General features: G+C 71.4%; 12 protein-coding genes. 7 read left to right on the top strand and 5 right to left on the bottom strand.

The annotated features are described in order from the left end of the window. Positions 1-1,665: dihydroxy-acid dehydratase (gene ilvD / locus SD626R_RS12625; RefSeq protein ID WP_092566700.1), on the top strand; the 1,665-nt coding region annotated here is incomplete at its 5' end. A 94-nt stretch (positions 1,666-1,759) separates the two neighbouring features. Here ilvD and SD626R_RS12630 read toward each other — a convergent pair. Continuing rightward, positions 1,760-2,011, bottom strand: coding sequence for a DUF7999 family protein (locus tag SD626R_RS12630; RefSeq protein ID WP_092566701.1), 252 nt, complete (start codon positions 2,009-2,011; stop codon positions 1,760-1,762). Positions 2,012-2,160: 149 nt separating this feature from the next. Between SD626R_RS12630 and SD626R_RS12635 the strand changes: the two genes are divergently transcribed. Next, the gene (locus SD626R_RS12635; protein WP_092566702.1) at positions 2,161-2,712 is read left to right on the top strand and encodes an NYN domain-containing protein; all 552 of its coding nucleotides are present in this window, start codon (positions 2,161-2,163) and stop codon (positions 2,710-2,712) included. 63 nt (positions 2,713-2,775) lie between these two features. Here SD626R_RS12635 and SD626R_RS12640 read toward each other — a convergent pair whose 3' ends face one another. Continuing rightward, entirely contained in the window at positions 2,776-3,438 is a 663-nt protein-coding gene (locus SD626R_RS12640; RefSeq protein ID WP_092566703.1) for a S26 family signal peptidase, read from the bottom strand. Positions 3,439-3,555: 117 nt separating this feature from the next. Between SD626R_RS12640 and SD626R_RS12645 the strand changes: the two genes are divergently transcribed. Beyond that, positions 3,556-4,749 (top strand): glycine cleavage system aminomethyltransferase GcvT, encoded by a 1,194-nt coding sequence (locus SD626R_RS12645; RefSeq protein ID WP_092566704.1) that lies wholly within the window; start codon positions 3,556-3,558, stop codon positions 4,747-4,749. An 11-nt stretch (positions 4,750-4,760) separates the two neighbouring features. Here the strand turns inward: SD626R_RS12645 and moaC are convergent, their stop codons facing one another. Continuing rightward, positions 4,761-5,264 carry a cyclic pyranopterin monophosphate synthase MoaC gene (gene moaC / locus SD626R_RS12650; protein WP_092566705.1) on the bottom strand — a complete coding sequence of 168 codons (504 nt, stop codon included), beginning with the start codon at positions 5,262-5,264 and terminating at the stop codon, positions 4,761-4,763. Continuing rightward, complete coding sequence (locus SD626R_RS12655; RefSeq protein WP_092566706.1) at positions 5,257-6,699, bottom strand: NAD(P)H-hydrate dehydratase; 1,443 nt, start codon at positions 6,697-6,699, stop codon at positions 5,257-5,259. Before SD626R_RS12655 ends, moaC begins: the two co-directional genes overlap by 8 nt. 332 nt (positions 6,700-7,031) lie before the next feature. Here SD626R_RS12655 and SD626R_RS12660 point away from each other — a divergent pair, with 332 nt between their 5' ends. The 3 genes from SD626R_RS12660 (at position 7,032) to SD626R_RS12670 (ending at position 10,317) form a co-directional block, all read left to right on the top strand. Continuing rightward, positions 7,032-8,066: a glycosyltransferase gene (locus tag SD626R_RS12660; protein ID WP_092566707.1), complete on the top strand. Its 1,035-nt coding sequence runs from the start codon at positions 7,032-7,034 to the stop codon at positions 8,064-8,066. Beyond that, positions 8,067-9,716 (top strand): DUF2070 family protein, encoded by a 1,650-nt coding sequence (locus SD626R_RS12665; protein ID WP_092566708.1) that lies wholly within the window; start codon positions 8,067-8,069, stop codon positions 9,714-9,716. Between the two features lie 136 nt (positions 9,717-9,852). Further along, the gene (locus SD626R_RS12670) at positions 9,853-10,317 is read left to right on the top strand and encodes a pyridoxamine 5'-phosphate oxidase family protein (protein ID WP_092566709.1); all 465 of its coding nucleotides are present in this window, start codon (positions 9,853-9,855) and stop codon (positions 10,315-10,317) included. Between the two features lie 70 nt (positions 10,318-10,387). Here SD626R_RS12670 and SD626R_RS12675 read toward each other — a convergent pair whose 3' ends face one another. Then, entirely contained in the window at positions 10,388-11,401 is a 1,014-nt protein-coding gene (locus tag SD626R_RS12675) for a lysylphosphatidylglycerol synthase transmembrane domain-containing protein (protein WP_092566710.1), read from the bottom strand. Between the two features lie 145 nt (positions 11,402-11,546). On the opposite strand from SD626R_RS12675, the gene SD626R_RS12680 reads away from it, so the two are divergent. Beyond that, the gene (locus tag SD626R_RS12680) at positions 11,547-12,419 is read left to right on the top strand and encodes a hypothetical protein (RefSeq protein ID WP_092566711.1); all 873 of its coding nucleotides are present in this window, start codon (positions 11,547-11,549) and stop codon (positions 12,417-12,419) included.

Genomic DNA, 12,419 nt, shown 5'->3' on the forward strand with positions numbered 1-12,419 from the left:
GCCCCGCACCGCTCGATGTTCCGGGCGATGGGGTTCGACGACGAGGACCTCTCCTCGCCGATCGTCGGCGTCCCGAACCCGGCCGCCGACATCACGCCGTGTAACGTCCACCTCGACGACGTCGCCGACGCGGCGATCGACGGGATCGACGCGGCGGGCGGGATGCCGATCGAGTTCGGGACGATCACGATCTCGGACGCCATCTCGATGGGGACCGAGGGGATGAAGGCGAGCCTGATCTCGCGGGAGGTCATCGCCGACTCGGTCGAACTCGTCTCGTTCGGCGAGCGCATGGACGCGCTGGTGACCGTCGCGGGCTGTGACAAGAACCTCCCCGGGATGCTGATGGCGTCGATCCGCACCGACCTGCCGAGCGTGTTCCTCTACGGCGGCTCGATCATGCCCGGCGAGCACGAGGGGCGCGACGTGACCATCGTCCAGGTGTTCGAGGGCGTCGGCGCCTACGCCGAGGGCGACATGAGCGGCGAGGAGCTCGACGACCTGGAGCGCCACGCCTGCCCCGGCGCGGGCTCGTGCGGCGGGATGTTCACCGCCAACACGATGGCGTCCATCTCCGAGGCGCTCGGGATGGCGCCGCTCGGGTCGGCCTCCGCGCCCGCCGAGGATACGGAGCGGTACGAGGTCGCGGAGCGCGCGGGCGAGCTCGTCTTGGACTGCATCGAGAACGACCGTCGCCCCTCGGACGTCCTCTCGCGGGAGTCGTTCGAGAACGCGATCGCGCTCCAGACCGCCATCGGCGGCTCGACGAACGGCGTCCTCCACCTGCTCGCGCTGGCCGCGGAGGCCGACGTCGACCTCTCGATCGAGGACTTCGACGAGATCTCGCGGCGCACGCCGAAGATCGCCGACCTCCAGCCCGGCGGGAGCCGCGTGATGAACGACCTGCACGAGGTCGGCGGCGTCCCGGTCGTGCTCCGCCGCCTGCTGGAGGCCGACCTGCTCCACGGTGACGCGATGACCGTCACCGGTCGCACGCTCGCCGAGGAGCTCGCCGAGCTGGAGGAGCGCGGCGACCTCCCGGACGACGACGAGGTCGAGGCCGACTTCCTCTACACCGTCGACGACCCCAAGGAGGCGGAGGGCGCCATCAAGATCCTCAAGGGGAACCTCGCGCCCGACGGCTCGGTGCTGAAGGTGACCGGCGACGACGAGTTCTACCACGAGGGGCCGGCCCGCGTGTTCGAGCACGAGGAGGACGCGATGGAGTACGTCCAGTCGGGCGCGGTCGACTCTGGCGACGTGATCGTGATCCGCAACGAGGGGCCGACCGGCGGCCCGGGGATGCGCGAGATGCTCGGCGTCACCGCTGCCGTGGTCGGCGCGGGCCACGAGGACGACGTGGCGCTGCTCACCGACGGCCGCTTCTCCGGCGCGACGCGCGGCCCGATGATCGGGCACGTCGCCCCCGAGGCGGCCGACGGCGGGCCCATCGGCCTCATCGAGGACGGCGATCACGTCACCGTCGACATCCCCGAGCGCGACCTCTCGGTCGACCTCTCCGACGAGGAGTTCGCGGAGCGCCGCGAGGAGTGGGAGGCGCCGGCGCCGCAGTACGACGGCGGGATCCTCGCGAAGTACGCCCGCGACTTCGCCTCCGCGGCCGACGGCGCCGTGACGAATCCGCGGCTGACGGGCGACCGGTAAGCTGGAGCCGCGGCGCTCGACGTTTATACAGAGAGGAGATAAGAGACGACTGCAGCAACGCGAGGGCGACGAACCGCCTGGAGCGCAGAGCCTGCTATTCCGGGCTCCCGCCGTCGGTGTGGGCGGTCCGGACCGACTCGGCGCGCCAGACGTTGCTGCGGCGGCCCGCGCGCGACAGTTCCATCTTTACGACCGAACCGACGGGCAGATCGGCGACCGCGTCGCGCGCGTCGTCGTCGGCGTAGTCGACGACGTGGTACGTCTCGTTGCGGGGATGTGCACGAAGCGTGGTGCATTCGTGATCGTTCTGTTCGGAAATGACGGTGAAGGTGTCGTGGTTCGACATCTTAACTCGTTATTCTTGGACATCCTACTTCAATACTCCGTATATTCTCTACGGTCGTCGATGAGGTCGTAAAACGGATATAAGGTGTATAACGCCGCGACCGGCCGCGGACCAGCACGCATATTTCCGCCCGCCGCGGACAGCGGGACATGGAATCCAGCCGGGAGGACGAGGAGCCGGTCGGCGTGGCGCTGTTCGTCGACGGTCCCAACGTGTTGCGCGAGGAGTTCGACGTCGACCTCGACGACGTGCGCCGGGCCGCCGAGGCCGAGGGGCCGCTGGTGACGACGCGGCTCTACCTCGACGAGCACGCGACGCCGGGGCTCATTCAGGCCGCGGAGGCGCGCGGGTTCGAGGTCGTGATCACGAGCGGCGACGTGGACGTGAAGCTCGCGGTCGACGCCGCCCGGTTCGCGGCCGAGGAGCGGATGTCGGTCCTCGCGATCGCCTCCCGGGACACCGACTTCAAGCCCGTCGTCGAGGCGGCGAACGGCTACGGGATCCGAACCCTCGCGATCGCGCCCGGCGAGTTCGGGCGGTCCGACGCCCTCCGCAACGCCGCCAACGGGTCGGTCACCATCGACGAGGGCGGCGATGACGACGCGACCGGACGCGGGTCGCACGACGACGCCGACGCTACAGCGGCGGCGGTCGACGCGGAGGCCGACTCGGGCGCGGTCACGGATTCCGACCCGGAGTGACGCGTCGCGGCCGCCGTCGTTTTCGCGGCCCGTCCCCTCGGTGGCTCTCACGTCCGCGGCCCCTCACCTCCGCGACCCGTTGCGCCCGCGACCGATCCGGCCGATCAGCACCGCGCCGAAGCCGCCCGCGATCGCCGCGGCGCCGCCGACGCCGACGGCGGTCGGCAGGAGACCGAGCCGGGCGATCCCGGCGTCGACGCCGACGCGGAACCAGCCGAGGTTCGGCACCGACACCAGCGCCTTGGCCGAGATCCACTCCTCGCGAACGACCGGGGCGATCCCGGCGCTCTGGTCGTACTCGCCGTTGGCGTCCCCGTAGGTGACGTACCCGTCGTGGGGCGCGGGACAGGCCGCGATGTCGTCGCAGTCGCCGTCGAGCAGCGCCGGGTCGGCGCGGTCGGTCCAGTCCTCGCCCGCGCTGACGGGGAACGCGATCCGGTGGAGGATCGGGCGCCGCTCCGCGTCCGGGGGATCGAACACCACCACGTCGCCCCTGCCGCCGAGTCGCGTCGGCGCGCCGGGTTGCGCGTGCCCGGCGAGCCCGCCCCAGGGGAACCGCTCCGTCGCGGTGACGACGACGAGGTCGCCGCGCTCGACGGTCGGCTCCATGCTCCCGCTCTCGACGGCGACGAACGGGGGCCACGAGCCGGCGGCCGCCGCGACGACGAGGGCGACGAGCAGGACCGCGGCGGCGGGCGCGAGGAGTCCGGAGACCTTCCGGTTCACGTGAGGGGAGGAGAGAGGGAGCGGCTTGAGGCTGTCGGCGGCCCTCCCCCGGTGCCTCAGGGCGTCGGACCCGTCCCGATGGTAAGACCTTAGGCGCGTCCCGGCGACCGTTCCGCCATGACCGATCGGCTTTCGCCCCTCCACGAGACACACGAGGCGCGCGGCGCGACGTTCACCGACTTCGGCGGCTGGCAGATGCCGGTCGAGTTCGACTCGATCAGCGAGGAGCACGCCGCGGTCCGGGAGTCGGTCGGCGTCTTCGACGTCTCGCACATGGGCGAGGTCGAGGTCTCCGGCCCGGACGCGACGACGCTGATGGACCGCCTGACGACCAACGACGCGACGGCGCTCGGCCCGGGCGACTCGCAGTACGCGGCGATCACGGACGACGAGGGCGTCATGCTCGACGACACCGTCGTCTACCGACTCCCCGACGGGGTGGAGGCCGGATCGGGCGCCGACGCGCTCGCCGGGATGGACCGCGCCCTCGACGCCGGCGACGGCGACCCCGCGTACCTCTTCGTCCCGAACGCGGGCCACGACGGCCAGATGACCGACCGGTGGACCGACTACCGCGACGAGACCGGGCTCGACGCGACCGTCGCGAACGCCACCGACGACTGGGCCATGCTCGCCGTGCAGGGGCCGGACGCGGCCGACGCGGTCGACGGCGCGACCCCGGCCGACCGCGTCGTCGGCCTCTCGAAGTTCGAGGCGACCGTCGCCGCGATCGCCGGCGTCGACGGCTGGGTCGCCCGCACCGGATACACGGGCGAGGACGGCTTCGAGGTCATGTGCCCGGCCGACGCGGCCGAAGGCGTCTGGGGGGCCTTCGCCGGCGACGAGGGCGACGGGGACGCGAGCGCGCCGACCGCGCAGCCCTGCGGGCTCGGCGCCCGCGACACCCTCCGGACGGAGATGGGGTACCTCCTCTCCGGGCAGGACTTCGACCCAGACGACGAGCCCCGAACCCCCTACGAGGCGCGGATCGGCTTCGTCGTGAAGCTCGACACGGAGTTCGTCGGCCGCGACGCCTTGGAGCGGCAGAAAGAGGAGGGGATCGACGAGCGGTTCGTCGGCGTTCGCCTGCTGGAGCGAGGCGTGCCGCGACACGGCTACGCCGTGACCGACGGCGACCTCACGCGGGTCGGTCACCTCACCTCCGGGACCATGAGCCCGACGCTCGACGAGCCGATCGGCCTCGGCTACCTCCACGAAAGCTACGCCGACCCCGGGACCGAGGTGAGCGTGGTCGTGCGCGGCGACGAGAAGCGCGCCGAGGTCGTGATCCCGCCCTTTATCGACCGCTGACCGAGCCGGTATCAGTCGTCGCCGTCGCCGAGCGCCCGCTTCTCCTTTGCGACGACCTCGACGTCCGAGATGCGGGTGTCGGGGTAGCCGCCGTCGGCGTCCTTCTCGGCGGCCTTCACCATGTCCCAGACGACGTTGAGCCCGGTGGTGACCCCCTCCAGCGCCTCCATCTCGCAGCCGGTCTTGCCGGTCGTCTCGACGGCGACCGTCAGCTCGATCCGGTCGTCGCCGACGGCGAAGTCGGTGTCGACGTTCGTGATCGGGATCTGGTGGCACATCGGGATCGTCTCCCACGTGTGTTTGACGGCCTGCACCGCGCCGACCCGCGCGGTCGCCAGCACGTCCCCCTTTCCGACCTCGTCGGCCTCGACGGCCGCGACCGTCGAGGGCGTCAGTCGGATCTCGCCGCGCGCGACCGCGCGCCGGCTCGTGTCGGGCTTGTCGCCCACGTCGACCATCCGGACCTCGCCGGACGCGTCGGTGTGGGTCAGCTCGTCCGCGGGATCGTCACTCATCACGCATCGCCTCGGGAAGCCGGTCGGGTAAGTCCGTCGCCGCGAGGCCGTTCCCGAACTCGTCGGCCGCGGCGTCGCCGGCCAGCCCGTTGGCGTAGGCGCCGACCACGGCCGCCCGGAACGGGTCGGTGACGGCCGCCAGCGCGCCGACGGTCCCGGCGAGCACGTCGCCCGTCCCCCCGACGGTCATCCCCGGGTTCCCCGTCCGGTTCAGCCGGACGGCGTCGCCGTCGCTGACCACGTCGACCGCGCCCTTCACGAGGAGCGTGTGGCCGAGGTCGGCGGCGAACGCCCGCACGAGTTCGGCGCGCTCGTCCGGGTCCTCGGCCGTCTCGCCTCCCATCCCGACGAGTTCGCCCTGGTGCGGCGTGCAGACCAGTTCGGCGTCCGTGTCGACCTCGGGGACCGCCCGAAGCGCGTCGGCGTCGACGACGGCCCGGCCGTCGTGGCCGGCGAGGAACTCGCGGGCGAACTCCCGCGCGCCGTCGCCGCGTCCCAGCCCCGGACCCAGCACGACCACGTCGTTGTCGGCGGCGAGCTCCCGAACGCGGTCGACGTGGGCCGGGCCGATCCGGTCGCCGGCGAGCCCGCGGACGATCAGGTCGGCGGAGTACCCCTGTACCGTCCGCGCGACCGTCTCCGGACAGGCGACGCGCACGAGGTCGGCGCCGGCCCGGAGCGCGGCCCGCGCGGCCAGCGACGGCGCGCCGGCGTAGGGACCGCCGCCGACGACGAGCACCTCGCCGTTCTCGCCCTTGTGAGAATCGGGATCCCGCCCGAGCGCGAGCAGGTCGCCGGGGCCGGCGTACCGCTCCGCGGCCGCCGGGATCCCGATGTCGGCGACCGTCACCGCCGCGTCGAGCGACCCGAGCCCTGGCTTCTCGTCGTGGAAGGTGACGACGCGGTCGGCCTCGACGCGGACCGCGGCGTCGCCCCCGGTCGGTTCCCCCGTGTCGGCGTCGATCCCGCTCGGGACGTCGACGGCGACGACCGTCGCGTCGCTCCCGTTCGCCAGCCGCGCCGCCGTGCGCTCGGGCTCGCGGAGCGCGCCGGTCACGCCCGTGCCGAGCATCGCGTCGACGACGACGTCCGGGTCGCCGAGCGACAGGTCGGCCGAGTCGGTGACGGTCTCGGTCGGGACCTCGGCCGCGCCGAGCGCCGCCCAGTTCTCCCGCGCGATGTCGGTCCGGATCGACTCCGGACGGCCGAGTAGGTGGACCGTCGCGTCGTACGCCGAGAGGAACCGCGCGGCGACGAAGGCGTCGCCGCCGTTGTTCCCGCGCCCGCAGAGCAACGCGACCTCGGCGCCGGGGTCGGCGACCGCGCGCACCTCGCGGGCGACCTCATTGCCCGACGACTCCATCAGCTGTTTGCGCGGCACGCCGAGGGCCGAGGCGTTGGCGTCGACCGCGGCCATGCGCTCCGTCGATATCATGCGTCGGGATCCGCGCCCCGTCGGATTAAGCGTGGGGTCGCCGTCGCGGCGGCCCGCTCCGCGAGCGGGACCGGGGCGCCGCCGAGGCGCAACCGGGACGCCGCCGGAGCGGCCCGTGCCCTCCGCGCTCGGAATGAAAATGTTGAAGCTATCCGACGGAGAATTCGAGAGACAGAACCCGTGCGACCCGCTGGACACCCCGACGCGTCGCCGCGGCCCGGCCGACTCTCGCCCTCCCCGAACGCCGCGCCCGGCGAGCCGACGCGTCAGAACGCCGCCGACGCCCCTCCCGAGAGCGGCCTCCGGCGGACGCGCGGACGACGGACCCTCGCATGAACATCGGATTCTTCACCGACAGCTACTTCCCCGGCGTCGACGGCGTCACCTACACGATCCGCGCGTGGCGCGACCGCTTGGAGGACCGGGGCCACGACGTGTACGTCGTCTATCCTGCGAGCAGCCACGAACCGGACGAGCGGGAGCTCCCCGTCCGATCGCTGCCGAACCCCTTCTACCGCCAGTACCGCGTCCCGCTCTACCGGCGGCTCTCGACGCTGCCCGACCTCGACGTGGTCCACTGTCACGGGCCGGCGTCGACCGGACTCATGGGGCGCCGATACGCGAAGAAGCGCGGCGTGAAGTCCGTCTACACCCACCACACGCCGGTCGAGGACTACTTCGTCCAGGGGCTCAAGCTGGAGTCGCTCTCCGAGGTCGCCGGGCGCCTGTACGTCGCCTACGAGAACCGGTTCCTCCGCTCGTTCGACTGCGTCACCGCCTCGACGTCGCGGATCCGGCGCGACGTGGCCCCGCGCAGGCTCCCGGTCGGCATCGAGACGGACACGTTCCGCCCCGTGGAGGGCTCGCGGTTCGAGCGCGACGAGCCGACGGTCGGCTACAGCGGCCGGATGACCCGCAACAAGAACGTCGACGAAATTCTCCGGCTGGCCGAGCGGATGCCGGATACCCGCTTCGAGCTCGTCGGTGAGGGACCGGTGCGGGACGCCCTCGAAGGCGACGCCCCGGACAACGCCCGATTCCGCGACTTCCTCCCGCGCGAGGACCTGCCGGCGTTCTACTCCGCGCTCGACGTCTTCGTCACCGCCTCGACCTGCGACACCCTCGGGCTCTCGACGCTGGAGGCGAACGCCTGCGGGACCCCGGTCGCCGCGGCCGACGTCTCCCCGTTCGACGAGACCATCGGCGAGGCCAACGGCGCCCGGTTCGCGTACGGTGACCTCGACGAGATGGAGCGAGCGGTGCGGGACTGCCTCGACGGCGACCGCCGGACCCGGGAGGCGGTCGAGGGGTTCTCCGTGACCCGCACGATAGACGAGCTGGAGTCGATCTACGGGGTGACCTCGTAGATGGGGGCGGACAACGTCGACGTCTTCCAGCGGCTGGTGTTCAGCGTCCCGCCGCTGAAGCTACAGCTCCCGGCGCTGATCGGGCTCGGCGTCATTTACAGCCTCGTCTCGTACGCCGCGCTGTCGATGTCGATCTTCGTCGTGCCGGCGCCCGAGAGCGTCCTCCCGGTCGCCGCCCTCCTCTTCGTCCTGCCGTTCCTGTTCGCCGGCGAGCTGTTCCACCGCCTGCTTCCCAGCTACCCGCGGTCGTGGAGCTTCTTCCTCGCACTGGCCAACCAGTTCGTCTTCTTCGTCTACGCGCTGGTGCTCTCCGGTGCCAACGACGTGGGGAACGCGTGGAGCATCGTCTGGCTCCTCTTCATCACCGTCTACCTGATCAACATCCTCGCGCTCGTCGTGTCGGTGGGGATCGACCGCTACAAGCGGATCCTCCTCGTGTCGCTCGCGGAGCCGGCGGCGCTGATCGCGGCGTTCTACGCGTTCGGGGGCGCGGACCTCGGCTTCTCGACGTACCGGCACGTGTTCGCGTTCGCGTCGCTGCTGATCGCGGCCGGGTTCCTCGTCTCCGTGCTCGCCCTGGTCGACTATCTCATCCGGAGCAACACGGACGTCTCCGCGTTCGCGCTCACGTCCGGTATCCTCCGTAACGACCGGGAGTCGCTCGACCTCGGCGTCGAGGCCGAGCCCGCCGTCGAGACGCTCGCGATCGACAACGGGGACCGGCTGACCCTCGCCGCGCCGTGGGTCCACCCCGGGCCGCTCGGCGGGTTCGGCGGCGGCCAGCTCAGCGGGAACGTCATCGACGCGCTGAACGAGGGCGACCGGGACGGCTTCTTCCTCCACGTTCCCTGCACGCACAAGGAGGACCTCTCGAACCCGACCGACGCCGGGAAGATCCTCGACGCGGTCGGCGACCCGGAGGGCGTCGGCCGCGCCTCGCGGCTCGTCCACGGGGACTACGGCGAGGTCGAGTTCTACGGCCGCCGGTTCGGCGACAGGGAGGTCGTCTACCTCCACAGCGAGGGGATCGACGACTACGACACCGGCGTCTTCACCCGCGACGTCGACGGCTCCGAGCTGCTCTTGGTCGACCTCCACAAGCACGACATCCAGGACGGGCCGACGAAGGAGGTCCAGTACGGGTCGAGCGAGGCGGACCGGCTGAAGCGTCACTTCGACGACTTCCGCGAGCGGCTCGCCGAGGAACCGCTCCACGAGTACGCCGCCGGCTTCGAGGTCGTCCGCGACGACCGGGACATGGTCGCGATCGCCGAGTCCGTCGACGGCCAGGACGTGCTCACGATGGGGATCGACACGAACGGCGTCACCCCGGACATCCGCGAGCTCGCGGCCGGCTACCGCGGCGAGTTCGACGAGGTGCTCGTGTTTTCGACCGACACGCACGCCTCGGTCCACGAGCTCGCGAACAAGACCCGGTCGAACGTCGAGGCGCTCGACGCCGCGGTCCAGCGCGCGATCGACGACGTCTCCCCGGCGACGATCGGACTCGAAAGCGAGAAGACGGAGCCGCTCAAGCTGCTGAAAAACGACTACAACGGGCTCGTCTTCAGCGTCAACATCCTCATCCGGCTGACGGTGATCGCGCTGCTGGCGCTGTACGTGCTGCTCGTGCTGTGGCTGTTCTTCTGAGCCGAATCGACCGGCGGGCGGTCGTCCGGCGTTCGATCGAGTGCCCGGCCGCCGACGGCGCGGACGGAACCGAGATCGCGGACGCCGACGGACTCGCCCGCGATGGATTTAGGATGCTACTGGCACATGTCGACGTATGAGTCGGCCGACGGCCGAGGCGCTCGACGACGCGGCGATCGAGTCGTTCCTCGAATCGCAGTCCGTGGGGACCCTCTCGCTGGCGAAGGGAGACGAGTCCTACGCCGTCCCGGTGGCGTTCACGTACGACCCGGCGGATCGAGACGTGTACTTTCGGCTCGGATACGCCCCGGGAAGCCGCAAGCGGGAGTTCATCGACGCGACGGAGCGCGCGACGTTCGTCGTCGCCGCCGAGACCGAGGCGGGGTGGACGAGCGTCATCGCGCGCGGCAGACCGGAACACCGCAGCGCCGTCGACGACCTGGACACGCACCGCCCGGGCGACCGCTCGGTCAGTCAGGCCGAGCGCGACATCGAGATCCCGTTTTACCACGTGTTCGACGCGCCGGAAGACGCGATGTTCGCGCTCGTCCGGCTCGCGGTCGACGAACTGACCGGCGTCGCGGAGGCCGACGGCGGCTGACGGCGAACCGTCGAGGGAAATCTGACGTCGTCGCGGGCGTTCCGCCACCCGCTTCGCGCTCCCGGCTCTCTCACCGCACCGCCTCGATCCCCAGCGCCGAGACCGAGAGGCCGCCGATCAGCATCGGAAGCCAGTAGACGGCGCCGCGGAAGACGAGCACCGCGGCGGTGACGGTCGACGCGGCGACGCCCGTGGTGGGGACGAGCAGCGCGACGAACGCCGCCTCGATACCGCCGAGCCCGCCGGGGAGGGGCGTGGCGCCCGCGACGTACGCGAGCGGGACTGCGAACAGCGCGACCTCCGGCGAAATCGGGCTCCCGACGGCGGCGAACGCGACGGCGAGCGCGGCCGCCTGCAGCGTCCACCCCGTCAGCGAGAGGCCGACCGCGGCCGCGAGGCGGCGGGGGCTCGTGCCGACGCGCTCGATGTCCGCGAAGAAGTTCTCCAATCGCGTCGCGAGCGCCGCCTCGACCGCGGCCGCGTCGAACCGCCTCAGTCGACCGAGGAGTCCGCCGACCGCGGCCGGAAGGCGGTCGACGATCGCCCGGCGGTAGCGCCAGCCGAGGGCGATCGCGGTCGCGATCGCCGCGATCAGGGCGACGGCGACGGCGACGGCGACCCCGAGGCGCTCGCCGACGGCCGCGGTGGCGGCGTAGGCGCCGACGCCGAGGAAGACCAGCGATATCGAGGGGACGACGTTGAGCACGTCGACGCTGGCGATGCCGACCAGCCCCGTCTCGTAGCGAGACCCGGACACCTTCGCGATGAGCGCCGCGGCGACCGGCTCGCCCCCGGCCTGTCCGAAGGGCGTGACGTTGTTCGCGAAGACTGCGCCGGCGTAGACGAGGAACGACGTGGCTACCGGGAGGTCGACCTCGACCGCGCCGAGGACCGTCCTGAGCATCAGGCTCCACGCGAGCAGCCAGCAGAGCGCGAGCCCGAACGTCGCTGCGACCAGCCCGCGGTCGGCCGCGAGCAGCGTGTCGACCACGCGGTCCGCGCCGACGACGACGAACAACACCGCGAGGATCGCGATCGCCGCGACCCCCCCGATCACCAGCCCGCGGCGACGCGTCCCGTCCATACGGCCCCTGCGTCGCTGCCGAACTTGAAACGTCTGATCGCCGCGGTCGGCCGCGGACCGGTCCAGTCCGGCGATTCCCGGGCGGCTCCCCGCGGCCGAGCACCAACAAGAATACAACGGTCGGTCGGGTACGGTAGCGCAACCTATGGACGACCAGCGGTTCCTCGAGTCCGAGTGGGATTACTGTCTGGTCCTCGACGCGTGTCGCTACGACGTGTTCGAGGACGTGTACGACGAGTACCTCGACGGCGACCTCGAGAAGCGCTGGAGCGTCGGCTCGTCGACCCCGGAGTGGGCCTACCGGACGTTCACCGGCGACCACGACATCGCCTACTTCTCGGGGAATCCCTTCATCAACGACCTCGGGATCCCGCTGAACGAGCTGAAGTGGGGCGCGAGCTGCGACTACGAGTGGACCGCCTCCGAGCACATCAGCGACATCCACGACGTCTGGAAGACCGGCTGGGACGACGACCTCGGCACGGTCCCGCCGGAGGGGCTCGCGGAGGCGTACCGGAACAACCTCGACGCCGTCGAGCGCGCCGATCGCACGGTGCTCCACTACATGCAGCCCCACGCCCCGTACCTCTCTCGCGGGAAGGGCCAGAAGCTCAAGCAGATTCAGAAGGGGATCAAACGGCAGGAGGAGGAAGAGGGAGACGGCGACGGGAGCGAGAGCGACGACGGCGGCCTCCTCTCCTCGCTCAGCGACTCGGTCCGGCCGAAGATCGAGAGCCGGCTGGACGACAGCGAGTTCGCGCAGAAGGCGGGGCTCTGGCTGGAGCTCGACCCGGCCGACCTCGTGAAAGACGGGACCCGCGTCACCGCGCTCCGGCTCTACGAGGAGAACCTGCGGATCGCACTCGAATCGGTCGCGGAGCTCGTCGAGGAGCTCGACGGCACCGTCGTCGTCACCGCCGACCACGGTGAGGCGTTCGGCGAGGAGGGCGTGTGGGAACACCACATCGAGACGCACATCCCGCCGCTGATGGAGGTCCCGTGGCTGGAAGTCGAGTGA

The sequence above is a fragment of the Halorubrum sp. SD626R genome, from assembly GCF_001261915.1.
Classification (GTDB): Archaea; Halobacteriota; Halobacteria; order Halobacteriales; family Haloferacaceae; genus Halorubrum.

Coding starts and splice junctions, on each gene's coding strand:
- SD626R_RS12630 (WP_092566701.1), bottom strand. CDS start 2,011: ATGTCGAACCACGACACCTTCACCGTCATTTCCGAACAGAACGATCAC.
- SD626R_RS12635 (WP_092566702.1), top strand. CDS start 2,161: ATGGAATCCAGCCGGGAGGACGAGGAGCCGGTCGGCGTGGCGCTGTTC.
- SD626R_RS12645 (WP_092566704.1), top strand. CDS start 3,556: ATGACCGATCGGCTTTCGCCCCTCCACGAGACACACGAGGCGCGCGGC.
- moaC (WP_092566705.1), bottom strand. CDS start 5,264: ATGAGTGACGATCCCGCGGACGAGCTGACCCACACCGACGCGTCCGGC.
- SD626R_RS12655 (WP_092566706.1), bottom strand. CDS start 6,699: ATGATATCGACGGAGCGCATGGCCGCGGTCGACGCCAACGCCTCGGCC.
- SD626R_RS12660 (WP_092566707.1), top strand. CDS start 7,032: ATGAACATCGGATTCTTCACCGACAGCTACTTCCCCGGCGTCGACGGC.
- SD626R_RS12665 (WP_092566708.1), top strand. CDS start 8,067: ATGGGGGCGGACAACGTCGACGTCTTCCAGCGGCTGGTGTTCAGCGTC.
- SD626R_RS12670 (WP_092566709.1), top strand. CDS start 9,853: ATGAGTCGGCCGACGGCCGAGGCGCTCGACGACGCGGCGATCGAGTCG.
- SD626R_RS12675 (WP_092566710.1), bottom strand. CDS start 11,401: ATGGACGGGACGCGTCGCCGCGGGCTGGTGATCGGGGGGGTCGCGGCG.
- SD626R_RS12680 (WP_092566711.1), top strand. CDS start 11,547: ATGGACGACCAGCGGTTCCTCGAGTCCGAGTGGGATTACTGTCTGGTC.